This window comes from Psychrobacter sp. BI730, assembly GCF_013414195.1.
Lineage (GTDB): Bacteria > Pseudomonadota > Gammaproteobacteria > Pseudomonadales > Moraxellaceae > Psychrobacter.
Window position 1 is genome coordinate 90856 of sequence record NZ_JAATTV010000010.1, and the last position, 25876, is coordinate 116731.

Genomic DNA, 25876 nt, shown 5'->3' on the forward strand with positions numbered 1-25876 from the left:
GAAACGGTGCAGCACAAGCGTGTCTAATCTGTTATTTAATACGATTATCCTTATCAAAGTATGTATCTCAGCACGATAGAAGCTTTATGTTTACCTCGTTTATATAGTAGCTACTATATTAATAACTCTAAAAATCAGTCAAAGTTTTGACCTTTTGTCCAAATAACCATTGTTCCTAAAATGGCTGTCGTGCCAAATATAGTTATTGTTTCCAAAAGATTAGCCACCAAAAATCCATATCTTAAAACCAATTTACATAAGTAGTTAAATTTATGCCTTTTACTGATGAAGAAGTTAATGCCCTCAATGCCCAAGAAAGCACTTATCCGCTTGAGTTTTTTAAAAATTTTGCACAAGAGATTACGGTTTACGAAGACGATGATATTTGGGTGGTTGATAAACCTGCAGGCCTATTAAGCGTCGATGGTAAAACACTCAAAGTCAGTTTGCTTGCTCGTCTTGAGCGTGCCAATCCAGCCGTTAAATTAATTCACCGCTTAGATATGGACACGTCGGGACTGCTTATTTTTGCAAAAAATGCAGCAGCGCAAACCAATATCAGTAAGCAATTCATCGAGCGTTTACCACAAAAGAAGTACCAAGCGCGTGTCTTTGGTGAGTGGGAGCAAGTCGGCGCAACTGGTGAGATATCGGTGCCAGTGCGCTATGAGCCAAGTACCAAGCCGCGCCATATCGTCGATCACGACTGGTCAAAGCATGCACTGACGTTGTATGAAGTTGTGGCTCATGAAACCTGTAATGGCGAGGCAGTCACTCGGGTCATGCTAAAGCCAGTCACGGGTCGTAGCCATCAGCTACGCGTACATATGGTGCATGTCGATCATGTGATGATTGGCGATCCGATTTATGCTGAAGGTACGGCATTAGAGATAGCCCCGAGGCTCAACTTACATGCACAGCAATTGCGTTTAAAGCATCCAGTACTGGGTGCTTGGATGGACTGGGAGAGTCCTTGCCCATTTTAAGAATTAGATTTTACCGCTTGCTGTTAATAGATGCGATAAACGGCTCTAAAGCCAGCTATAAAATACCAGTCATGCAAATACAAGGATGAAAGTATGCTTGACATCACCACGACCAAACAGGCCATTAAAAACCGCCTTAAAGGTAAAAAGTCAAAGACGGACAAAGTAGCCGACTATGAAGTATTGATCATCGGTGCGGGTATCGCAGGTGTTGGTATGGCTTGCCGTTTACAGCAACAGCAACATAAAGGCCTATTCGGTCATACAGCTCCAAAAAAGCAAAAGCAGGCAAAACCGACTAATAAGCAAAAACCTCCACAGCGCTTTGCTATTTTAGAAAAGCGTGCTGATTTGGGTGGTACATGGGATTTATTTACCTATCCTGGGATTCGCTCTGACTCTGACGCCCTGACCTTTGGTTATAACTTTAGGCCGTGGCTTGATTATAGAATGCTTGCAGCAGGCGATGATATCAAGCGCTATATCGCCGATACGGCACGCGAGTTTGGGGTGAGCGAACATATCCACTATCAGCATGAAGTTCAGCAGATATCATGGTCTAGTGAGGATCAACGGTGGTCAGCAACTATTAAAAACCATGCAAGCGGTGAGAGGTTTGTTAAGACTGCTAAGTTTATCGTAGGGGCCACTGGTTATTATGATTATGAGCAAGGCTATCGCCCTCATTTTGAAGGAGAGGAAGATTTTCACGGTCAAATCGTCCATCCACAGCACTGGAATAATCTAGATTATGATGATAAAAAAGTCATCATTATTGGTAGCGGTGCCACAGCGATGACGTTGCTACCTGCGCTAGTAGATAAAGACAGTAATCAGTGTGCGCGTCATGTCACGATGCTGCAGCGTACGCCGACCTATGTGGCAAGCGTGCCGGGTGATGACCATGCTATTGACTGGCTATCAGGCAAGTTTTCACCATTATCAAAGGAGCAAGCCTATACGCTACTACGCGCGCGCAACGTGTTACGGCAACAAGGCCTGTACAAAGTTGCGACTCACGCACCCAAGGTGATGAAGGCAGTCTTAAAAAGCGGGGTGAAAAAAGAGTTAAAGGGTAGCGGCGTTGATAGTAAACACTTCATGCCTGACTACAATCCGTGGGATCAACGAGTATGTGCGGTGCCTGACGGTGATTTATTCAAAGCCCTGCAGGACAAACGCGCAACAGTAGTAACCGATCAAATTAGTCACTTTACTGAGACAGGAGTTATGCTGCAATCTGGCAAGCATCTCGACGCTGATATCATCGTTACTGCGACTGGCTTAAAGCTACAGATGTTGGGCGGGGCTGTGGTATATATCGATGGTCAAGCTGTCGATATTGGCACGCGTATGACCTACAAAGCGGTCATGATAGAAGGCATACCTAATCTGGCAGCACTGTTTGGCTATACCAATGCTTCGTGGACACTAAAAATCGATTTGGCTTGTCAATATGTAGTGAGGCTGTTGGGGTATATGCATAAAAACCATTATCAAGTCGCCATGCCACAAGCACAGACTGACGATATGACAGCCTGTGCTCAAGCAGATACCGTGATGGGTTCGCTATCGTCTGGTTATGTCAGACGCGGCAAAGACGAGCTACCTAAGCAAGGCGATCGCTATCCTTGGTTCGTGACCAACAACTATTTAAGCGATCGAATCATGCTTAAGTATCGTAAGGTAAAAGACGACTGGTTACGGTTCAGTCGTTAGTATCTTGGTAATTATTGATGATGGTTGTCGATGAAATCGGCCACTTGCTTGCTTAACATCTGCCACAAGGTCTCTTGAGCGCTTTTGCTGCCCCATGCATTATGCGGACTAAAGATAACACGCGGATGGTCGCTGATATTGAGCAAAGGGTCATTATCGGCGATCGGTTCTTGTTCAAACACATCGCTAGCATAGCCGATGATTTGCTCATTATTAACCGCGTCAGTTAATGCCTGGCTATCAACGATGCCGCCACGGGCGACGTTGACAATGAGCGGTTGTTTAACCATTTTTGCCAGAGTATCTTTATTAATAAGATGCTCAGTTTGTTCGTTCAATGGGCAGTGCAGACTGATCACATCCGCACGCGCCAGCACTTCATCAAACGCGGTATAGTCGTCGCTGCGTGGTTCACGTCCTTGGTGCTCTGCCCACAGTACGGTCATACCAAAGGCACGAGCAATCTCGGTCACGCGCTTGCCGATAGTGCCAATACCAATAATACCTAACGTCTTATCTTCCAAATCAATCAGCGGAATATCCAGCAGGCAAAAATTGCCATTTTCCAGCCACGTGCCATCAGCGACTTTCTGATGATAATGAATACCAGCACGCATCGCTGTCAGCATGAGCATAAATGTGTGTTCGGGCACGCTTTTGACCGCATAACCAGCGACATTGAACAGCGCAACATCGTGCTTATCGCAAGCGGCTTGATCGACGTTGTTCATGCCAGTGGCAGTCAGTTGGATCAGCTTAAGTTTCGGTAATTGCTTTATCACCTCAGCACCAATTTGTACTTTATTGGTGATAATAATATCGGCGTCTTTGCAGCGCTCAATGATGACAGCCGTGTCTTTTGGCGTGTCGTTATAAGTGATGTAATCGCTCACACCTATTGGCGCTGGCAGGTCAATACCATCAGAAAACGTACCTTTATCTAAAAAAACGGCTTGCATGGCTAGTCCTTACTTATTGTTGTCTTATAGATAGTTAGCGGATAAATGGCTATCGCATGAATCCTTATCAGCTTAATGTAGCACGTTGGTATTTTTAGTCAAAAACGAATCAACTAAATATCGATTAAATAGATATAAGCTGCTGATAAAATAGGATAATCTGTATTATTTAACAATCGTGTATTGGTCTGACATAGTATCGATTAAATAGCTGATAAAATCATAGCTATCGCAAGCTGCCTCTTGAAAAGTCAACTTAACGCACTCATCTACCCGCTAACGTTATATAATGGTGTGACTGAGCTGCTGGCTCTACTAAGATTACGACATTTATTTTGCGTCTATTGACGATTTATGTTCTTTGTAATCTTACCGCTATCACAATCTACCATTGCTATCTAAATTTCATTATCTGAGTACAAAAGACATCGCCTTATGACTATCTCTATTGCTTCATTGCACAGTACTGAATTCGCCGTTGGTCAACGTTATTTATCTGATACGGAGTCTGAGCTTGGCTTAGGTGTGGTCATCGATGTTGACGACCGATGTGTGCATATTTTATTTCCGCAAAGTGAAGAGACACGCGTCTACGCAAAAAACTCTGCGCCATTATCGCGCGTGGTGTTTAAAGTAGGCGATAGCATCTACGACCAAGATGGCAAAAGCTATACGGTCAATGCCGTTGATGAAGTGATGGGCGTACTTAAATATGGCGTCGATGAGCACGAGCGCGGCATCATGGAAACCCGCCTTGCTGCCAATATCACGTTGGCCAAGCCACTTGAGCGTTTGCTTGCTGGGCGTATTGAACGTGGTGACTGGTATGAGCTGCGTCAAGATATCTTGCGCATGCAATCAGCGCTGGCAGGTCATCCACTAAAAGGCCTAATGGGTGCACGTGTCGATATCATCGAGCATCAGCTATATATCGCGCATGAAGTCGGTAAGCGTATCGCGCCGCGTGTACTATTGGCTGATGAAGTTGGCCTTGGTAAGACCATCGAAGCGGGCATGATTATTCATCAGCAGTTGCTAACGGGCAAAGCTGAGCGTGTATTGATTTTAGTGCCCGATAGTTTGCAGTATCAATGGATGATTGAGCTGCGTCGCCGCTTTAACCTAAACTTTGCCTTGTTTGATCTAGTGCGTACTGCGGCTATTAAAGAACACGATCCTGAACAAAACGTTTTTGCCACTGAGCAATGTATTATTGGTGGTATGGATTTGTTACTCGATCACCCAGACTTATATGATCAAGCTATGGATGCAGGGTTTGATTTATTGGTTGTTGATGAGGCGCATCATCTGCATTGGGATGAAGCACAGGGCGGCAATGATAAGTATGACTTGATTGCAGATTTCGCAGAAGAAACGCCAGGCGTGATGCTATTGACAGCAACGCCAGAGCAACTTGGTGCGCAAAGTCACTTTGCCCGTCTGCGTTTGCTTGATCCAGATCGCTTTGATGATCTGGATGAATTTATCGATGGGCAAGAAGCTTTTGCAGAGACAGCAGCAGTTGCTGGCGTCTTGATAGAAGAAAAGCCATTGAATGAAGGTCAAATCGCTGCTTTAAGTAGCTTGCTAGATATTAGTACTGAAGAGTTGTCTTCAATCAACGAAGATGAAAAACTGCGTACACATGCGCTAAACGAACTATTAGATCGTCATGGTACAGGTCGTATTTTGTTCCGCAATACTCGTGAGAGCGTCAAAGGGTTCTATGGCCGTAGTAGCCAACCATATCCACTGCCACTTCCTGAGGCATGGAAAGACAGCTATCAAACCAATGGTAAGTTGCGTGAGCAGCTATGGGGCGAAGAAAACCAACCAGATGGTGGCTGGCTAGAAGATGATCCACGTGTTTCTTGGTTGATTGATATTTTGCGCGGTGAGCTTAAGCATCAAAAAGTGCTATTAATTGCTCGTAGTGGCGCGACGGTAGAGAGTTTAGAGGCGGTATTGCGTCTGCATGCGGGCATTAAGACAGCTATCTTTACTGAGCAAATGACTTTGCTTGAGCGTGACCAAGCGGCCGCATTCTTTGCAGATAGTGAAGGCGCGCAGATACTTTTATGTTCAGAGATTGGTTCAGAAGGTCGTAACTTCCAGTTTGCAAGCCAGTTAATACTATGGGATTTGCCTGCTAATCCAGATACGTTAGAGCAGCGTATTGGCCGTCTAGATCGTATCGGTCAGACGCAGCAAATCATGCTACATGTGCCTTATGTGCAAGGTACAGCGCAAGAGCGTCTGTATCAGTGGTATAACGATGCGCTGAACATGTTCAATCAGATATCGCCAACGGCACAAAGCGTGCAAGAGCAATATATCCAAGAGCTCAAGCCAATGCTTGAGGGTGCTGATACCGCTGAAAACAATGTCATCTTGCAAGACATCATTGACGAGGCGCTACAGACACGTTTGGGACTAGAAGCACAGCTACAAGCTGGTCGTGATCGTCTGTTAGAGTACAACTCATGTCGTCCGCGTGTCGCAGGTCGTATCGCCGATGCTATGCGTGACTTCGATGGTAATAATTTGCTGCCGCACTTTATTGAGCGTTTCTTTGCATCTGCCAATATTGATCACAACATCCAACGTGATGGCTCGTGGGTGATCGCACCGATCGATAGCACCGAGATCAGTGACTATATTGATGGTTTACCACTTGGTGATGAAGACGGTATGACGTTGACCTTCGAGCGTGAGCAAGCGCTTCAGCGTGAAGATATCGAATTCATCACTCATGAGCATCCATTGATGCGTGCAATTTATGAGCTAGCGAGCACCAGCACTTTCGGTAATACGACAGTTGCCATGCTAAAAAGTGCCGCGGTTCCGCAAGGTATGGTACTGCTAGAGGTGAACTTCCGTGTTGAAGCAATCGCGCCAAAAGTGCTCAATCTGCCAGCGACTTTGTCCACGCAAAATATCCGTGTCTTTATCAGTGAGCAGGGCAGTGATTTATCGGCTCGTATCAGTGCTGAGATGATTATGCCGCACGTTGAGCGTTTGGATAAAAACCGTGCTCGCCAAGTGATTAAAGTACGCGGCGATGTGATTGAGCAGCGTTATTACGAAGCCGAAGACATTGCTCGTCAGCAGATTTCTGAGATTGGGGAGCAAGCAAGTAGCCGCTTCAGCCAGCAGTGGTCACGCGAAATCAAACGTCTAAAACATCTACAGACGATCAATCCAAACGTGCGTCCTGAAGAGATTGAGCGTTTAGAGCAGCTTAAAGCTCAAGGTGAGCAAGCACTTGGTAACTTATCGCTAGTGCCGGATTCTATTCGTGTACTCGTAGCAGTTAAGCCATAAACATCGACGTATTTGTCAAAAACGAGGTGTTGTTATACATCTCGTTTTTTTATGGTTGAGATTACTTGTTTTGCTCCTTAGTTGCGATTTGTCTGGCAAAAATAGACAAGCAATACTTATGAGTAAGCCGACAGCAACTAGTCAAAGCCACTAATATTGGGTAAGATGTTTACCTTTTCTATAGAAAATAAATATTCGGTGATAACATCGCTAACGATGTCTGTATGTTTATTTTAAGGTCTCCTTCGACAGATCTTAACAAGTGATCTCGCATTATTTTACATTCAAATATGATGGCTATATGGCATCAATATCATCAGATGCTGAGCGTTTTTGATAAAAATAAGGAAACATATCGTCATGTCCGATAATCTACAACTGATTGATGAGCTGCTGGCTACTATCGCGCTTATTGAAGTTACCCCTGATGTGTTTGAGGGTAAAAGCCATGACTATGTGGGCAGTCGTATATTTGGTGGGCAAGTGCTCGCTCAAGCGATTATGGCAGCGGCGCATACATTAGATAAAGACAAACCTTGTCACTCACTGCATGGATATTTTTTGCGTGGTGGCGATATCAACCAACCAGTGATATACCAAGTCCGTCGATTGCGTGATGGTCGTAGCTTGTCTGCACGTGAAGTCACGGCTATCCAGTACAAAGAAGTACGTGGTAAGCCGCCTATTGAGCAGGTGATATTTTCAATGATTGCCTCGTTTTCGCCGATGGAAGATGGGCTTGAGTATCAAGAAGACATGCCTGTCTATCCACCGCCAGAAGACTTGCTGACAGAGCAAGATCTAAAAGAAGAGAATGTCGGAAAAGTGCCAGAAGCGCTAAAAGCAAGATTTATGCGCCGCCGTCATGTCGAGATTAAGCCAGTGAAGCCGCGTAATCCGATTAGCCCAGAACCAATGAAACCTAAGCAAGCAAACTGGCTACGTATTCGTGAATTGGGCAATCAGCCAGTGGCTATTCAGCAAGCGTTATTGGCATTTTCGTCTGACTTTTATTTGGTTGGCACAGGGCTAATGTCACATGGTGTTAGCTTTATGACCAGTGGTCTACAAGCTGCCAGTATCGATCACTCGATGCATTTCCATCGTGATTTTGATTTGAATAAATGGATGCTTTATGACATGTGGAGTGATACCACGTCTAATGCGAAAGGGTTGAACCATGGCCAGTTTTGGCAAGATGGCAAACTGGTCGCTACCGTGCAACAGGAAGGCCTCATGCGTTTACGTGTGCCAAAGTCTTAGAGTACTGTAGGCTCAGCTGCCTTTAGATTGTCATCATAAAAAAGCGACTCATTATTAATAGTGAGTCGCTTTTTTTTATTCCAATTTTTATTCTAAGATTTTAACCATCGCGCGAGGCAGTCCTAGGCTGTCTTGCGCTTCTTGTTCGGTTAGCCACTTAAAGTCAATTTCAGCCGCTGCTAATTTTTGATTTAGCTCAGTTACCTGCGTCGCGTCAATCGTCAATTTACGCGGGGTCAAATACCAGTGAAAGTGCGTCAGTGAATGCTTGATAGGGGCGTCATCGAGTAAAGTATTGCTGACTGATTTTGCCACCAGTTCATTTTTTATGAGCCACTCATTAATGATTTGCTCAGCAGTGGTAAATTCTGCTTCGTATACTTTTTCATTACTACGTACGTCATTTGGCATATTCGATAGTTTGTCATCGTTAGCTAGCGTCTTTTTAACGGTAGCCTTGTTATTAGTTTTACCGTCAACTTTTTCCACGAACTGTAATGGCAAGCTCCATAATCCGCCCCAGATACCATTGTCAGGGCGCTGTAGCCATAGTATGTCACCGTCTGCACTTTCGATTAGCAGTGCATCACTGAATTTACTAGGTTTGGGCTGCTTTTTTGCTTTGACGGGGTAATCAGTCTCGCGCCCTTGCGCATGCGCTAGGCAGTCTTCTTTTAATGGACATAATAGACACGCAGGCTTGCTACGGGTACATAATGTCGCACCCATATCCATCATGGCTTGCGCAAATAATCCTGAGTTCTCTGTAGGTGTCAGTCGCTCTGCTAATGTCCATAAATCTTTGGTGGTAGCAGATTTGGTGATATCGCCGTCAATTGCAGCCCAACGTGTCAGCACTCGTTTGACATTACCATCGCAGATGACACCATAATGATGTAATCCCATCGCCATAATCGCGCCAGCAGTAGATGGCCCAACGCCCGAAATCGCCTCCCATCCTGCTAGTGTCTGCGGAAAGTCCCCCGTTTCATCGATGACCTCAACCAGTTGCTTAGCACCTTTATGTAAATTACGTGCGCGTGCATAGTAGCCAAGCCCTGCCCAATGCTCTGCTACGGTATCCCACTCCGCTGCGGCTAAATCCTGCACGGTCGGAAATGACTCTATAAAGCGTGCAAAGTAGGGCAGTACTGTGGTCACTTGTGTTTGCTGAAGCATGACTTCTGATAGCCAAACGATATAAGGATTGGGCGTATCGGTTTGGTGCTGTTGCCAAGGTAAGTCATGGCGACCGTTTTCAGCAAACCAATCGAGAAGGCGTGGGGCGAAGGAATTAAGAGCAGTAGGTGATTGAGAGAATTGAGTAGGCAAAAGCATTCCTTGTAAGTTGAACAGGGATATATAGGATTTGGAGTTACGACGGGTAAGTGAGAAGGTAAATAGTTAAAACTATTTACTGATATATGAGGCTTAATTGTTTATAAATAAAGGGGATAAATAGTATCACTATGGAGAAGTAAGAGTTTATCGATAAACACTGTCTAAAGTCTCACCCAACTCATTTTTCCACTCAATCCATCCATTGGTCGAACGTCCTGATACTAAAGAACTGGCTCCACTTGGTGTCTTAAATAAATGGTTTTCAATGAGTTTATAGCTTTTATCGTTTACGGCTACGAGTTTGCCGCTACTGAGCAGACTCTCTTTTAATTTAGTCACGAATGGCGGAGCTGATGATGTTTGTGTTTGCCGTATTAGAGAACCTGCTAATATTACAAAGCCATCGTCGTCATAGTATCCTTTAGCATCACCATCTTTTACCTTATAGTAAAACAGAGCTGGAATAGGTTTCGATGGAGCTTCATCGATTATTTGAGCGACTTTAGCAATAGTGGAATCAGTCGATTTGCTTTTATAAGTCTCGTTGCTATAAAGGCTATCATGAATAGCCAAGGATTCGAAAATAGGCTGTCCCAAGGTGGATAGTAAAACGTCAAGGGTGTGGAATAATTCCTCGCAATCAGCCTTTAATGGGTCAGGTGTATGCGGTTTATTACCATTATTTCCATTTTTTAGTTTGTAACGACCCACCTCAATGGCAGTTGCGATAGCTTTATGTTCCATATATAGCGCATGGGTTTGTGTCATAGAGTTATTGGTTGAGAGCATGACAAAAGCCCGTGTCCAGAAATCTTTGTCATCATGTTGATTAAGACGTCTTTTAAGATCGCCAGTTTGTCCAACATAAAGTAACGGCTTCTCTATACTATCGGTATCACCAATCAAAAAATACAAACCAACTTGATTGGCATCGGGCATCGCAAAAAAGTCGTCAATGTGGATACGTGGGATTTCAATCAATCTTACTGTGCGAGTAGTCATCTCTGCCAAACGCAACCCACGAGGGTTACCTTTTGGCAGATAAATTTGGATGGTTTTAGCCGATGGTATTAATGGATTCATAGTAGCTCATATTATTGGTGAATCTACTTCCGATTCTTCCGCGTTTTTAGACGACGTAAGCGCTTTTCTTCCTCTTTCGCTTTTTTCTTCTCTTCAGCAGCGAGTCGTTGTTCAGCGACGACTATTTCTTCAGCTTCAGTCATGGCAGGCGTCTCAAGCGTGATGCGACCAATCTTCGCGCTACGCAGCTCGTTGATGAGAATCTCAGACATACGGTACGTATCGACTTGATTGCCCGCGCGTACACAGCCGCGATTACGCCCAGCCACTTCAAAAAACTCCCAGTCAGTCTTTGGCAGCTCTTCAATTTTATAGCGAGTTTTTAGCAGCTCAGGATAGGCTTGCATCAGGTACTCAGCGGTATAGCTGGCCACATCAGCGAAATCAAAAGCAGTATCACGGATACCGCCTGTCGCTGCTAAACGATAACCAGAGTTTTCGTTTTCAACTTTTGGCCATAGCATACCAGGTGTGTCATAAAGCATGATGTCATCGTCGAGCTTAATTAGCTGCTGCGATTTGGTCACGGCTGGCTCATCGCCTGTCTTCGCCACAGCGCGTCCTGCTAGCGTATTGATCAGCGTTGATTTACCAACGTTTGGAATACCCATAATCATCGCTTTGATTTGGCGACCAGTTCCGACTTTATTGGGTACGAGATGCTTACAGATAGCGATAATACGTTTTACATCATTGGCTTTTTCAGTATCGCACGCAATGGCTTTGACCCCATCTTGCTGCTCGAGATAATCCATCCATGCTTGAGTCAACTCAGGATCGGCAAGGTCAGCTTTGTTCAGGATTTTGATAACAGGTTTTTCACCGCGTAGTGCTGCGACCATTGGGTTTTCACTACTATAAGGAATACGCGCATCGATGACCTCGATGACCAAATCCATCTGCGGCATGACTTCTTTGATTTCGTTACGGGCTTTGTTCATATGCCCAGGGAACCACTGAATACTTGCTCTCTTATCCATCTGCTTTCATAACCTTTTATAAAAAATGCTAAAAGTAAAACAATCAACGTTTACTTTCTAATGGTGTCCAGTTTACTACAGAACCACCTTGCTCACGGCACAATTTCACCCAACCAGCTTTGTCATTACGCCTGATTTTGGTTTTCTGTTTCCTCGTGTGCTGGTGGTAATGGGGCGAGATAGCCAATTAATAGTATTAAGCTGCCTGCACCAAGGAAGGATATCACTCGCCAAATTGCCTCAGTCTGTGACAAATCTACCAAGACCAGCTTGAAAACGACAATACCTAATAATCCAATACCCATAAACCAAAGCGCGCGCTGCCAATAGCGGCTGGCAAGGATAGTGGCGACCAAGGCTAAGAGCGTCCATAAAATTGTCAGTCCAGTTTGTACTTGCTCGCTTTGCCATGCGCCGCCTTGATAGTCATTCCAAAGTGGCGTACCAATAAAGGCGTGTAGCGTTCTGACCAACATGCTGGAGATTAACCAAAAACTGATCAGTCCCAATATAATTAGCAAATTCTCAGTGGTGAATACGCGCTTAGATTTGGCAGCTGCACTCGAATCGATAACGGTATCATTGCGACGGCGTTTACTGATGTAATACAGACTAAAACCAACCGATAATGTCAACCATGATGTGATGTCATATAGGTTGAACAATGGAAAATAAGACATTCCCCAAATCACACCGTCATAAGACCAATTGGTAAGAACTACCCACAGTAGAGCAACGGGAGCAAAAATGGCAGCGCATCCTAATAGTGCCTGTTGCCAATCAAACCAATACAGTAGACCTTGTTCCGAAACTCTATTAGTTGAGGTGTTTTCTTCATTTTGTCTGAGATAACGATGATTGAACCATAACCCAGACAATATGAGTACCGCTGAAAACAAGAAAGCCATTACGCCATCAGAGTCTGGTAGGCCATAATGCGCCGCGGCAGCAATGAGTAAGATACCCGTACCTAGCCAGCTTGCATCAGTATAGCGTGAGGTATTCTTATTATCAGACCATGTATCAGACCATGTTTTTAGCCATAGCTGCCCCATGACTAACCAGCCGATTATTAAGCCTATGAATACCAACCATTCCGCTGTTGCCCATGTTAAATTTCGCTCAAATTTTTGCGGCAGTTGCAGTACTAGCATGAAGTAGAACAAAGCTAGCAATCCATGACTAAGCTGTCTAATTTCTGCCCATGGACGATAGCGATTGATAACCAAATAAGCGATCAAGCTCATAAGTACTGCTAGTGCAATTACCGTCGTGCTTGATTGCCAGATATCAAACCAATGATGCAAATCAAGCATCAGTACTTGTAGCATCCAAGCCATCGCGGTCAATGTTAAAAATTTGATGAATCTAGGGCTATGCCAAACGAATTTGAATACGCGGCTCTGACTATTGATTGAGGTCAGCCATTGCTGCGCCGCTTGCGTACTGACACCTAGCGCACGCGCATAGCTGGTCAATACATCTGATGTGCCGTCCAATGTTTGTGTTTTTATTATTGAGGATTGTGATTGTATTACTGAGGATGTTGTAGTGCCTTTATTGTTAAGGCTATTAAATTTGTTACTACTATCTAAGCTATTAAGCAGCGCGGCAGGGGAGTTGCTAGCGCGTAATATAAAGACGGTCGCTAGATAACTGAGCGCTGAAATACTAAAGGCTAAAACGGGATAGTCTTTGCTAGAGAATATCGCTGTCGTCACTAGTATAACAATACTGACGAGCTGTAATAGTAAGCCAAATAACACCGACCACGATCGCAACGAACGCCTGCCAAACCATACTAGCGCCAACCCTTGTACTGACCAGCCAAAAGCAATCCATTCAGCATCTAGCGCCAACGGCATGACTAGTGCAAAAAATCCTAATCCCAACGCCAGCATCCCTTCGGTGATTAGAGCATAGCGTCTACTGCGCTGGATAAACAACCAGCCCATCCCAAGATAAACCGTAGCCAAAATGGCACTGGTAATCGTGAGGGCGTTAGAGATGTCGTTTAGTAAGGCAGAAAATAAACCAAAGGCCAGTAGCGGTACTGAAAACAGTAAACCCGTATCAATGGGGAATACATAGGAGCTGCCTACATGGGCTTTGTCCAAGTGTTTTGTATTATCTGTATTGTCAGCATGACTGAGGTCTTTTTTGTTTAGCGCATTATAGGTGATGATTTGCTGCGCATAACGAATGACGACAAACAAGTAAAGCAGCCAGTGTAAGGTTACTAATGCTACCAATGACCAGCGCTGCGTTTCAATGACGGCGCTCAGGTTTTCGCTGATACCACAATAGTATGCCAAGCCAAATGTCACAGTCACACCGAATAGATTTAATATTTTCCACGGTCGATAATGAGCAATGACGGCAATGGTGACGTTTAGCAGTAGATCATAGCTAAATAAGGTGACCAAGCTGCCAGTATCGTCACTGGTCAAAATCGGTGCAAAAAATCCACCTGATAATGCCAGTAATGCTAACGGGAAAGCGTTTTGACGTACGGCGAGAGCAATGGTAATGGCAGACAATGACCCAAGCCCGATAAAGCTTGGGATACTAGGAATGATTTCATAAACGCTGTATGCAAAAAAGGTGCTTAGATAAGCAATCGCTAAGCCTGCGCCCTGTAGCGTAATCCCATATGAGAAGCGTTTTGCCGTCAGCTTTAACCCAAGCGCTGCCAATGCTAACCCTGTAACGCCGACTGCTATCAACTTCGTGGCAATTGAAATCTCGATATATTCGCTTAATAAGCGAAGCAGGAGCACCACACCTACCAACAGCACCAGTACGCCGACTCGCACGACTAAATTGCCACCGAAAAACCAGTTTTTGATTGAATGAATGAGCGACGTCACAATAGGTAGTGAGCGTTCATCAGGTTCAATCGGTGCCGTAGGCGCTGTGTTTTCAGCATTGATAAGGGCATTATTGTCTATAGATTTATCGTCATAGATGTTTGATGCTACATGTATGGTTGAGTTTGAAGCAACGGTAGGAAGCGGTGGTGGTGATACAGGCAGCCGATTATCTGGAGAAGAGTGTTGTGATTCAAAAGCTATTTCGTTAGCGTCACTGTCTTTAGGAACATTGTCTTTAGGAACATTGTCTTTAAGATCGTGATCGTTAGTAGTAGTGTTGCGTGCGTAATTGCTTTTATCGATCAAAGGTGCAGATGGAGGCGACATAATACGATGTCTTTGCTGCTCAAGCTCAGCTTGCAGCGTCGTTACATCACGGCGTAGATGCTCGATTTTTCGAGCTATCCTAGTATATAACGCGACCACTACGATCAATAAAATCGTAAAAGCCAGCCAGCCCAACTGGGTCACCATTAGATACAACATCTTCGTCGCTCAATCCAATTGATAGTAATGTGATAATGACGTGATTTGCTAAGAAGCACAAGACCGCTCTGATTACTTACCCAAAAGGTCGTTGATAAAACAAGACTGAAAATAAAAGGGTAGCTTAATGATTAAGCTACCCTTTTTAATAGTCTTTATACCAAATCATTTCTTATGCTAAATTGGCTTTCATAAACTCAATCATGTTTTCCCAGCTTTGTTTAGCAGCAGCTTCGTTGTAGCCAAGATCTACTTCATTTTTAGCTGCACGCTCATCGGCATGCGGGTTGGTAAAGCCATGTTTGGCATTGTCATAGACGTCGATAGTGTAGTCAACATCGGCTGCATCTAGCTCTGATTTTAGACCTTCGATAGCATCCATTGATACCATTGAGTCATCACGGCCATGAGCGACCAACACTTTTGCTGCAAAGTTTTTGTCTGCTGGCTGCTTTGGCGTTGGGTTACCATGGAACGTAGCAACCGCTTTTAGCGGCATGCCTTCGCGAGCCATATCTAGTACAACTTTACCACCGAAGCAGTAACCGATTGCGCCTAGGTTATCACCATCGACTGATAACTGATCGCTGAAATCATTCAAAATTAAGCGGCAGCGTGCCATTAGCATGTCTTGATCGGCCAGTACTTGCTCCATCCACATGTTTGCCTGCGCTGCATCGGTAGTTAATTTGCCTTCACCGTAAACGTCCATAGCGACTGCTGCATAGCCCGCTTCTGCCAAACGCTCAACCACTGATTTTGGATGATCGACCACGCCCCACCATTCTGGTGCCACCAAGATACCTGCTGCTGGATTTTCATCTGAAGCGTTTTCTGGTAGTGCTACATAACTGATAAGTTCTACACCATTCTCGGTAGTACTGATTAATTCAAACGTCTTAATTGACATATTATTGTCCTTTTTTATGTTGTGAGTTTTAATTATTCGTCATTGTGATGGTTCGTTTTTCTAACTCGTACTACCTTAACGCCCATGTCTAGCAAAAACAGCTATAATACTGTAACGCTCTTTATCAAAATGCTACTGCGACTTTATGACTATAAATTTGTTAAACAAAAATAATGACCAATCTGACTTGAACCCAGGTCTCGATGCAGCGGCCACGCCTGCGCAATCGGTGAGTTTGTTCCCTGATAGTACCGATGTCGATTCTGCTGATTCTGACTCTAAGTATGAGTCTGAGCCACTACGTCCGCAGTTTTGGTCGCGATTTTCATTAACAGAACTAAATCATAGCGAATGGGAAGCGCTGTGCGATGGTTGCGGCAGTTGCTGCTTGATTAAGTATATCGATGAAGATGAAAGTGGCAATGTAGATGAGGAGCTGGTCGAATATACCGATGTCACCTGCCAGTTGATGGACTGCGCGACGGGATATTGCAGTCACTATGCAACGCGTCAAGAGCACGTGCCAGACTGTATTCAGCTGACTATGGACAACTTGCCCAAGATGATGTGGCTACCATCGCACTGCGCCTATAAGTGTCTGTATAAAGGGCAGGGCTTACCAAGTTGGCATTTATTATTGACTGGGGATGCTGTGGTCACACAACAACAGATGCGAGCGGCCAACGTAGGCGTCGCTGGTCGCTGTGTCACGGAAATCGGTATGTCTGATGAAGAAATGGAGACACGGGTGGTTAACTGGGTCAATCCTTAGTCTACAGTTAGTTAGATGCCTGAGCAGTAGATCTAGCCTTCGCTTCAGCACTGGCTTGCGAGTTAGCCAATGCTGGTATCGGAATATCGTGACGAATCTGCTGTGAGAATTTACGGCTGTTTTTATCTCTATCGATATCAGACTGTGAGTTGACTTGATTATCGAAACCCTTTGCTTTTGGGTTGATATGAGTGCGCTCATACCATGTGTTCATTGACCAAGGTTGGTTGCCCTTTTCTGGCGTCGCATCCAACATGCCTACATCATATAGATAGTTCGGTAACCAACCAGAGACCCAAATTCGATAATCCCATGGCAAACGATCGCCACTGACGATACGCGCCATATAAAAGATAATATTGGTACAGTTGCTGAGCAATGTATTGTACCAAGCAGGTTTAGCATTTAGATCATCAGCCGCAGTCAGATAAGACTCAAATAGTGATTTGACTTCATGCTGTTGCAAATTGCTAATAGGAAACAGATAAACCTGCTCGCCACGCGCGTTGCTACGAGTATAGATAATGTCGCGCTCTTCTGCGGCAATCAGGCTCAGCTCATAACGTCGAAAAAACCCAGCCAGCGCTGAAAAAGACTCGCCGTCTTCTTTACGTATCTCAAATGAGAAGGCAAGTGGTCTATCATCTTCGAATCGAAAGCTAACCAAGGTATGAGCAATCAGCGGACCCATCCAATAAGAGTTAGTCACATCAACGCCAGAGAGTTTAGACAAATCAATCGTACGGTTATCCCAATGCTCGGTAGCATCTTCTTCAGTTTGCCAATCAAAGTTACGAACATTGGTTAAAGTAATCAAATCAGGGTTGTTCGCAACGCGCTCATAGGAGACTCGCTGGTCGACTTCAGCCATCCATTCTCGATCTTGTTGCGGTTCGATAGAAAAAAACCAACCTAAACCTATGAGCCAAATAGCGCTATATACGCCGATAATTAGCTTGGTTGCTGTGCCTTTACCAATTGATTTTTTATTAGATAATGAGTCACTGTGCAATACTCTTGTGACGGCATCCCAATAACGTGTACTTAGCAGCGCAGCTAATATACCTACAATCGCTATTGTCGCAAGCCAAGTCAGTACTGAGCTGACACCGTATTGATACCAAATCGCGAGTAATAACCATAGCGCTGATAACAACAACGTAACGGCAATTAAAAAAGTCATAAGACGATGGCGCCATGTAGGCTTTGGCTGTTTACGTTCTAATGTTTTGCGTTTTAAGTCCAGACTCTCTAAACCACGGTTCTCTAAGCCACGACTGTCTGACAGTCGACTGCGCGTATGCGACGAGAGTAAGCGAGAAAAGACGGAACGTAGCGACATAGGGTTTGCTTTGATAAATAAAGGCTTTGACCATAGCAAAGTTTATAACACGCTGACAATACAATTTGAGTGAATTTGTCGTTGAATGTCGGTGAGCCTTGCGATAAAGTGAAGCTAATTTGTACTAGCTAGTTTGTTATTCATGCAGTAATTAATAACAAACTAGCTGTTTTATTTGCTACTTTTATCCCCATCTAGGCTCTACTTGTTTTTTTATTGAGTATTGTTCATTTTTATATTGAATACTATTCTGATTTTTATTAACTAAAGAGGTTAAATCACACCACCATGTCTGACGACACTCCCAGCCCGAGTAGTTGGTCGATGCGCGGCTTAAAACGCTGGCTATCGACCGCCCCCGAAACCCGTGATGAATTGATTCGTCTGGTACAAGACTCGCGCCAGTTTTTAGAGCCTGATACTGTCGATATGCTAGAAGGCGTGCTAGATTTGCCTGCGACACAAGTCCGCGAAATCATGACGCCGCGTCCGCAAGTAATTGGTCTGCACGAGAGCACCAGTCTTGCTGAAGTGATGGATATCATTCTTGAGACCACCCATTCGCGCTATCCTGTTTTTGACAGTCAAGACGATGATGCTGTCATCGGTATCTTATTGGCAAAAGACTTGATTCCAATTTTGGTACATATGGTTCGCAACCAAGAAGACAAAATTGACAGTAAGCGTCTCAGAGACTTGGTGCGCCAGCCGTTATATATCAGTGAGACGGCTCGTTCTGATACCTTGCTACGCTCATTGCAGCGCACCCAAGTACATATGGCGATTGTCGTGGATGAGTTTGGTAACTTTGGTGGTGTGGTCACCATGGAAGATTTGCTGGAAGAGATCGTTGGGGATATCGTTGATGAGCATGATGACTTTGATGAAGACAGCGATATCAATAACATCGTCCCTGATCCAGAAAAACCAAATACGTGGCGTGTCCAAGCGTCTACGGTAATTGAAGACTGTAATGATGAGCTGGGTAGCCGTTTTGACGATACCGATGTCGATACGATGGGCGGTCTGGTCATGCAGGCACTTGGCTTCGTTGGTGATTTAGAAGGCGAGAGCGTCGTAATAGATGATTGGAAAATTACTATTACCGATGTAGAAGGGCGATTTATTCAAAATCTAGAGCTGACCAAAACCAATGCCGAGCAACAGATATTGATAGGCAGCCATTAGCTTTTCTATACGGTTATACCAAATGCCTAATTAGTACAATTTCAGGCAAGCTTATTTCTAGCAAAACTAATAAAAACACGATGAAAAATCGTGTTTTTTGCTTTCTGCCCTTTGGTCTTTAGAATGAGGTTTTAGCTACGCAAATTTACCCACTTGTAGGTTTTGACTGGTATCATGGGTGGGTTTTATTTGTGGCCCTGCATAAAGCATTATGCAGTCAGGTTTTGCATGAGTGTTATCTCATCGCTTAGCTGAGAAATTTTAGAAAATATGGTTTTGGATAACTGCTATGCGTCTGTCTACTGTTGATTTGCAAAAACGTCTGAACCCCGATAAACCAAAAGGTTTACATATGGGGTTGACGGTACTAATAGCTTGGCTGGCAGGGGCAGCTTTTATACTCGCGCTCGCGCCTTATGGTGTTTGGCCAGTTGCCTTAGTATCACCTGCCGTCTTATATGCGTTATTGGTACCAGCGATGACAGGTCGCCGCGCCTTTCTAATTGGTCAAGCGTACGGTACAGGGCTGTGGTGTGTTGGCGCGTTTTGGCTATATACCTCGATACACGTTTATGGCGATACACCCGCATGGCTGGCACTGATTATGATTGCGCTCATGGGTCTAGGCATGGGCTTGTTCCATGGCTTTTTGGCGCTCATCTTTAATCGTGTGGTCGGCAAGCAGCCGTTATCTTTTGCTGCCTTATGGATACTCCAAGAGTGGATGAAAACTTGGTTGTTTACTGGTTTTCCTTGGCTATTCGTCGGTTACGCGTTTACTGAACAGTATTGGCTGTCTTCGCTAGCACCTGTGGCTGGCGTCTTTGCGATTTCTTTCGTAGCGGTATTATTGGCTGCCAGTATTGTTGAACTATTGCGTCGTCGCGGTGGCTATATGATTCCATCCATAGCATTGCTAGTCATTAGTAGCGCGCTATGGTTGATCAATCCGCAATGGACCAAACCAAAAGGAACCCCTGATCTATCGGTATCTTTGATTCAGGGTAATATCCCGCAAGACCTAAAATGGCTCACTGAGTATCAGATTGAGACGCTAAAAATCTATGCAACGTTGACTCGTGATGAGTGGGGACGTGACATCGTGCTGTGGCCTGAATCGTCGATTCCTATGTTTCAGACAGAAGCTGTTGGTTTTATCAGTGAAATGGTCGCGATGGCCAAAGAGACTGACACGACATGGGTGACAGGTATTCCTTATAAGGATGAAGCGGCGTTTGATGCCAGTACAGATAAATATCCGCCATTCTACAATAGCGTGGTAGCGCTAGGGGCACAAGCAGAAGGGCTGTATAAAAAGCAACGTCTGGTGCCATTTGGAGAATATATTCCATTCCAAGGCGTACTCGATATTCTACCTAATCTAGCAGGTAGCCAAGACATTATGAGTTATAGTCGCGGCAGTGATCAGCAGTCGCCGCTGCGTGTTCGAGGGCATAATTTAGGTGCAGCCATCTGCTATGAAGTGGCTTATCCAGATACCACACGCAAAAATGCCATTGGCACGGACTTTTTATTAACCATCTCAAACGATGCTTGGTTTGGTACGTCAGCAGGCCCACTACAGCATCTACAGATGGTACAAATGCGCGCGTTAGAGAACGGTCGCTGGTTTATGCGTGCGACCAATACAGGTGTGACAGCTATCATTGATCACAAAGGTCGTATCGTAGAGCGTGCACCGCAGTTTGAACGTACTGTATTGCGCGGTGACATTCAGGCGCGAGTTGGCAATACGCCATTCATGCGCTTTGGTCAATATCCTATTTTGTTTATCATGGCACTGTTGCTGATACTTAGCTATTTGGGTAAACGTACTAAGTCTCCAGTACGTTTGGTTAAGTAGTATTATTAAGTAAGATGTGTCGATAGCGAATAATAGATAACTGATTAAGTGGTTAGCTGTCACAAGTGCCAAAAACAGATGTTAAAATTGTGGATAATAAACCCTTTAAATACTTAAGGGTTTTCACAAATCAGTATAAATTGCGATATAATAGGTCAATATTTCAAATATTTTGTGCAAGGTGGATAAGGTATGTCAGAAGGTATCGTCAATAACAATCCAAAAAAAGAGCTGTTATTCGCTTTAGGTGGCATTGCCATGTTCCTAGGTATTGTCTTACTTATTGGTGTTTCTGCATTTTTGCGTCCAGCAGGCGAGCATATCACTGCTGAGACGACTGAAGCATCAGCTGCGGCAGATGAAGCAGAAGCCACTGCTACTGAAGAAGAAGCGGCTCCAACCGATGCAGAAGCTGCAACAACAGCAGAAGCGTCAGATGCTACAGCGCCTGATACTGCAGCAGATGCAACCGTAACACCAGCGGCAGATGCAGATAGTGCAGTCGTTACTGCGGAAGCAGGTACAGCGACTGCCTCTGGCACTGTAAACCAAGCCGCTGTTGCTGATGCTGATTTGACAGCTGAGCAAGCGGATGGTGACTTAGAGGCTGGTGAAGCTACTGAAGAGACCGCAGCACAGTAAGCTGTAGTATGACTATGTAACTGATCTAAAATAGTGCTGCTTGATTGTTAAATGAGCTGCATTATGAAGTCTCTATCAACAGTGCTATAAGCATAATGATACAGTTCTAAATAGTCATAAAAAGAGCCCGTTCTCAACCATTGAGAGCGGGCTTTTTTTTATGAGTATTTGTGTAATTTTTGACCAACTTTTTCTTTACTTGATTATAACCAAGTGAAACAATGTTCCGCCTATATGACCGTCTATCTGGATAATCAGGGGTTTGGTCATTACAAATATGATCTTTAAAGGAATAAAGTTATGGGCACAGAAACAAAATCGGGGGCTAGTGCAGCAGAGCTAGAAGCACTAGACAATGGCTTTATGGGACATCCTGCGCCCTTACGCTCATTGTTTTTTACCGAAATGTGGGAGCGATTCTCCTATTATAGTATTCGTCCACTATTAGTTTTATTTATGGTGGCAACAGTGAGCGGTGGCGGTTTTGGCTTCGATGAAGTCACTGCCTCTGCTATTTATGGTATTTTTGCGGGTTCGTTATACTTAGCAGCAGTACCAGGTGGTTGGCTGGCAGATAACTGGCTAGGTCAAGAGCGGGCGTTATGGTGGGGTAGTATTATTATTGCCCTTGGTCACTTGTGTATCGCGCTTTCAGCGATGTTTGGCATGACGCTGTTCTTTGTTGGTTTAATCTGTATTGTCTTGGGCTCAGGGTTATTTAAGACCTGTATCTCAGTGATGGTTGGCGCCTTATACCCCAAAGGCGACTCTCGCCGTGATGGCGGTTTTACCTTGTTTTATATGGGCATTAACATCGGTGCGTTATTAGCAGCACTTATCGTTGGCGTATTCAAAGAAAAAGGCATGTGGCATGTCGGCTTTGGCGTTGGTGGTTTGGGTATGCTGGTCTCATTACTGATTTATCGTTTTGTCGCGCAAAAGAACTTAACGCGTTATGCACGCGCCAAAGGTATTTCTGCTGAGTGGGAAAAATCTAACGACCATTACAAAAACATCGGTCGCTGGGTTGGTGGTTTCGTTGCGTTGCTAGTAGCCGCAGTGCTACTAGTGTCTACTGGCATGATATCGTTTAATCCTGAGATGGTTGCAGAGTATATGACGTACATCATTGCTGCGGTGGTTATCTTATATTTCGCTATTATGTTTATCTCACCGCGATTGGATAAGACGGACAAACTACGCTTATTAATTTGTTTTGTCTTAATCATTGGTTCGACGCTGTTTTGGTCAAGCTTTGAGCAGCAGCCAACGTCTTTTAACTTATTTGCTGATCGTTATACCGATCTGAATGTTTTAGGATTTGAAATACCAAGTATCTGGTTCCAGTCATTGAACCCGCTATTTATTTTAATATTGGCACCTATCGTTAGTATTATCTGGGTCAAGCTTGGTAACCGAGGTCTTGAGCCTAGCAGTATGGCTAAGTTTGCACTCGGTATGCTACTGGCAGCCGCAGGTTTCGCCTTGATGATTTTTGCTTCAAAAAGCATTTTAGCGCCTGGTGCTGGCTTGGCATCGCCGCTATGGTTGGTAGGTAGTTTATTATTATTGACGCTAGGTGAGTTAGCATTAAGCCCAGTTGGGTTATCTGCCATGACTAAGCTGGCGCCAGAGGGTATGCAAGGCCAAATGATGGGGCTGTTTTTTGCTTCTATCGCTATGGGTAACTTGGTTGCTGCTTTCTTTGGTGGGCATGTATCTGCTGATAAAATCGAAGGCTTACCAGGTCTATTTACTACCATGACCATCTTCTTGGTAGTTACCGCTGTACTACTATTGATACTAGCAAAACCTATTAATAAGATGCTTAAAGAAAGCGAGCATGAGAAACAATTGGCCAAGCAATAAGATAATCTGATGTACATTTGTGATTAACAACAGCACAAGTGACACATGATGAGACGTGTTACCATTACTGGTAGCACGTTTTATTGTTTTAGTTGGTGGGATATTTAGCACAAGCTATTGAAAGCTTATTATCCGCCCAAACATCTAATGATAGGGCACTGTGAACCCCAGTGACGCAATATTAATTTCAATTTTCTACTCTCAATAAGCGGATGCAGTTATCAACGAAAACACAGTTAGATAGCTAAATAAGTAGACTGTTTGCTTGAATAATTGCTATCGATAATAAATGTCTTATTAAAACTAAAGCGGTATCAAGAACTCAAACAAGATGACTATTAGAACAAGACGATTGTAAATAATCGCTCCATCATCATATTTTTATAATTTCTATAAGGACACATTCAATGAATAAACAAGCCATTCACGAACGTATTGCTAATTTACGCAGCACCTTAGCCGCGCAAGATCTCACCGCAATTATCGTACCCTCTGCTGATCCCCATTTATCTGAATACCTACCAGAGTACTGGCAAGCACGCTTATGGTTGTCAGGGTTTACCGGTTCTGTCGGCACGCTGGTTGTGACTGCTGACTTTGCAGGTCTATGGACGGATAGCCGTTATTGGGTACATGCTGCTGACCAGCTAGAAGGCACAGGTATTACTTTAGAAAAGCTTGAGCCGGGTCAGCCAAATCATATCGATTGGCTAGCCGAGCATTTGCAAGAAGGGGATAGCGTAGCAGTGGACGGTAATGTGTTATCTATCGCTGAGCAAGATCGCCTGTTAAATGCTTTTGATGCCAATGATATTACTTTGATCACTGAGCGTGATGTGCTGACAGAGATTTGGACAGATCGTCCAGCACTACCAGCGGCCAAATTATATGCTCATGATGAGCAGTTCCTTGCTCAGTCTGCCACCTCAAAACTTGCTGCAGTGCGCGAAGGCATGGCAGAAGCAGGTGCAACCCATCATTTACTCTCAAGTCTAGACGATATCGCTTGGTTGACGAACTTGCGCGGCGCTGATGTTGATTATAATCCGGTATTCTTGTCGCACATGTTGATTGATGCCGACAAAGCAACGTTGTTTGTTGATACTGATAAAGTAAGCGAAGATATTGCACAGAGTCTAAAAGACAGCGGTATCACATTGGCTGACTATTCTGCTGTGCAAGAGGCATTAAGTGCATTAACGCCAGACGATTTACTACTGTTAGATCCGAGCAAAGTTGCAGTAGGCACGCTCTCAAAAATGGCAGATGATGTTGGTTTTATTGAGCAAATGGCGCCTAGTACATTACTCAAATCTGTAAAATCTGATGCAGATATCGATCATGTGCGTGAAGCGATGCGTCAAGATGGTGCTGCTTTGGCTGAGTTTTTTGCCACATTTGAGCAGCGTCTAGCAAACGGCGAGCGTTTAAGTGAGCTAGATGTTGATAGCATGCTGATAGACGTGCGCAGTCGTCAGCCGCATTATGTCTCGCCAAGCTTCCCAACCATCGCAGGCTTTAATGAAAATGGCGCGTTGCCACATTACCGCGCTACACCAGAAAAATTCAGCTACCTTGATGTGGCCGAGGGTGAAGGCGGATTGCTACTGATTGACTCAGGCGCACAATATCAAAATGGTACGACTGATATCACCCGCGTAGTCGGTATTGGACAAGTCACTGCTGAGCATAAACGTGACTTTACGATTGTGTTAAAAGCCCACATTGCGCTAGCTCGCGCTCATTTCCCTGATAGTATCGCTTCACCGTTGATCGATGCCATTTGCCGTGCGCCGTTGTGGCAAGCACAGATGGACTATGGTCATGGTACAGGTCATGGCGTTGGTTATTTCTTAAACGTACATGAAGGCCCACAGGTCATCGCTTATAGTGCCAGCACGCCAAAAGAGCGTGCGATGAAAGTCGGTATGATTTCTAGTAATGAGCCAGGTCTATATCGCGAAGGTAAATGGGGTATCCGTATCGAGAACTTGGTAGTGAATACGCCAGTTGCTAAGCCTACTGAAACAGAGTTTGGTGATTTCTTAAACTTTGAGACCATCACTTACTGTCCAATCGATACGCGTCTGATTGAGCCATCGTTGTTGGATCAAACCGAGATAGATTGGCTAAATAACTATCATAGCCAAGTCTTCGCAGAGCTAAAAGATCGTGTTGAAGGTGCAGCGCTTAAATGGTTGACTGAACGTACCAAAGCCATTTAATACCAAGCTCAAAAAATTAAACAAAAGCACTAAAAAGCCCCGTAAATAAT

17 protein-coding genes are annotated in these 25876 nt (G+C 44.4%); 10 read left to right on the top strand and 7 right to left on the bottom strand.

The genetic code is table 11. From position 1 onward, the window contains the following. Positions 1 to 272 precede the first annotated feature (272 nt). On the top strand, positions 273 to 986 hold the full coding sequence (locus HCZ91_RS09260) for an RluA family pseudouridine synthase (RefSeq protein ID WP_179799131.1): 714 nt from the start codon (positions 273 to 275) through the stop codon (positions 984 to 986). A 93-nt stretch (positions 987 to 1079) separates the two neighbouring features. Then, positions 1080 to 2705 (top strand): NAD(P)/FAD-dependent oxidoreductase, encoded by a 1626-nt coding sequence (locus HCZ91_RS09265; protein ID WP_179799132.1) that lies wholly within the window; start codon positions 1080 to 1082, stop codon positions 2703 to 2705. An 11-nt stretch (positions 2706 to 2716) separates the two neighbouring features. Here HCZ91_RS09265 and HCZ91_RS09270 read toward each other — a convergent pair whose 3' ends face one another. Continuing rightward, positions 2717 to 3664, bottom strand: coding sequence for an NAD(P)-dependent oxidoreductase (locus HCZ91_RS09270; protein WP_179799133.1), 948 nt, complete (start codon positions 3662 to 3664; stop codon positions 2717 to 2719). 435 nt (positions 3665 to 4099) lie between these two features. On the opposite strand from HCZ91_RS09270, the gene rapA reads away from it, so the two are divergent. Next, positions 4100 to 6988, top strand: a complete 2889-nt coding sequence (gene rapA, locus HCZ91_RS09275; protein ID WP_179799134.1) for an RNA polymerase-associated protein RapA — start codon at positions 4100 to 4102, stop codon at positions 6986 to 6988. 360 nt (positions 6989 to 7348) lie between these two features. Then, a complete protein-coding gene (locus HCZ91_RS09280; RefSeq protein WP_165598180.1) occupies positions 7349 to 8251 on the top strand; it encodes an acyl-CoA thioesterase II in 903 nt (300 codons plus the stop codon). An 87-nt stretch (positions 8252 to 8338) separates the two neighbouring features. Here HCZ91_RS09280 and mutY read toward each other — a convergent pair whose 3' ends face one another. From mutY to HCZ91_RS09305, 5 genes are all read right to left on the bottom strand, one after another. Beyond that, a complete protein-coding gene (gene mutY, locus HCZ91_RS09285) occupies positions 8339 to 9589 on the bottom strand; it encodes an A/G-specific adenine glycosylase (RefSeq protein WP_179799135.1) in 1251 nt (416 codons plus the stop codon). A 147-nt stretch (positions 9590 to 9736) separates the two neighbouring features. After that, the gene (locus tag HCZ91_RS09290) at positions 9737 to 10675 is read right to left on the bottom strand and encodes a GIY-YIG nuclease family protein (RefSeq protein WP_179799136.1); all 939 of its coding nucleotides are present in this window, start codon (positions 10673 to 10675) and stop codon (positions 9737 to 9739) included. Between the two features lie 23 nt (positions 10676 to 10698). Further along, positions 10699 to 11655 (bottom strand): ribosome biogenesis GTPase YlqF, encoded by a 957-nt coding sequence (gene ylqF / locus HCZ91_RS09295; RefSeq protein ID WP_057761911.1) that lies wholly within the window; start codon positions 11653 to 11655, stop codon positions 10699 to 10701. A 125-nt stretch (positions 11656 to 11780) separates the two neighbouring features. Continuing rightward, positions 11781 to 15014 (bottom strand): DUF2339 domain-containing protein, encoded by a 3234-nt coding sequence (locus tag HCZ91_RS09300; RefSeq protein WP_179799137.1) that lies wholly within the window; start codon positions 15012 to 15014, stop codon positions 11781 to 11783. 172 nt (positions 15015 to 15186) lie between these two features. Next, positions 15187 to 15924 carry a dienelactone hydrolase family protein gene (locus HCZ91_RS09305; RefSeq protein WP_101204912.1) on the bottom strand — a complete coding sequence of 246 codons (738 nt, stop codon included), beginning with the start codon at positions 15922 to 15924 and terminating at the stop codon, positions 15187 to 15189. Between the two features lie 235 nt (positions 15925 to 16159). Between HCZ91_RS09305 and HCZ91_RS09310 the strand changes: the two genes are divergently transcribed. Beyond that, on the top strand, positions 16160 to 16696 hold the full coding sequence (locus HCZ91_RS09310; protein ID WP_257020030.1) for a YcgN family cysteine cluster protein: 537 nt from the start codon (positions 16160 to 16162) through the stop codon (positions 16694 to 16696). Positions 16697 to 16703: 7 nt separating this feature from the next. On the opposite strand, the gene HCZ91_RS09315 is transcribed toward HCZ91_RS09310, so the two are convergent. Continuing rightward, on the bottom strand, positions 16704 to 18038 hold the full coding sequence (locus HCZ91_RS09315; RefSeq protein WP_179799139.1) for a DUF4105 domain-containing protein: 1335 nt from the start codon (positions 18036 to 18038) through the stop codon (positions 16704 to 16706). Positions 18039 to 18326: 288 nt separating this feature from the next. Here HCZ91_RS09315 and HCZ91_RS09320 point away from each other — a divergent pair, with 288 nt between their 5' ends. From HCZ91_RS09320 to HCZ91_RS09340, 5 genes are all read left to right on the top strand, one after another. After that, a complete protein-coding gene (locus tag HCZ91_RS09320; RefSeq protein ID WP_057761902.1) occupies positions 18327 to 19226 on the top strand; it encodes a CBS domain-containing protein in 900 nt (299 codons plus the stop codon). 289 nt (positions 19227 to 19515) lie between these two features. Next, positions 19516 to 21090, top strand: a complete 1575-nt coding sequence (lnt, locus tag HCZ91_RS09325) for an apolipoprotein N-acyltransferase (protein WP_179799140.1) — start codon at positions 19516 to 19518, stop codon at positions 21088 to 21090. A gap of 192 nt (positions 21091 to 21282) precedes the next feature. Then, positions 21283 to 21732 carry a hypothetical protein gene (locus HCZ91_RS09330; protein ID WP_179799141.1) on the top strand — a complete coding sequence of 150 codons (450 nt, stop codon included), beginning with the start codon at positions 21283 to 21285 and terminating at the stop codon, positions 21730 to 21732. Positions 21733 to 22032: 300 nt separating this feature from the next. Beyond that, positions 22033 to 23601 (top strand): peptide MFS transporter, encoded by a 1569-nt coding sequence (locus HCZ91_RS09335; protein WP_179799142.1) that lies wholly within the window; start codon positions 22033 to 22035, stop codon positions 23599 to 23601. A gap of 407 nt (positions 23602 to 24008) precedes the next feature. Next, on the top strand, positions 24009 to 25826 hold the full coding sequence (locus HCZ91_RS09340; protein ID WP_179799143.1) for an aminopeptidase P family protein: 1818 nt from the start codon (positions 24009 to 24011) through the stop codon (positions 25824 to 25826). The last annotated feature ends 50 nt before the right edge of the window (positions 25827 to 25876 follow it).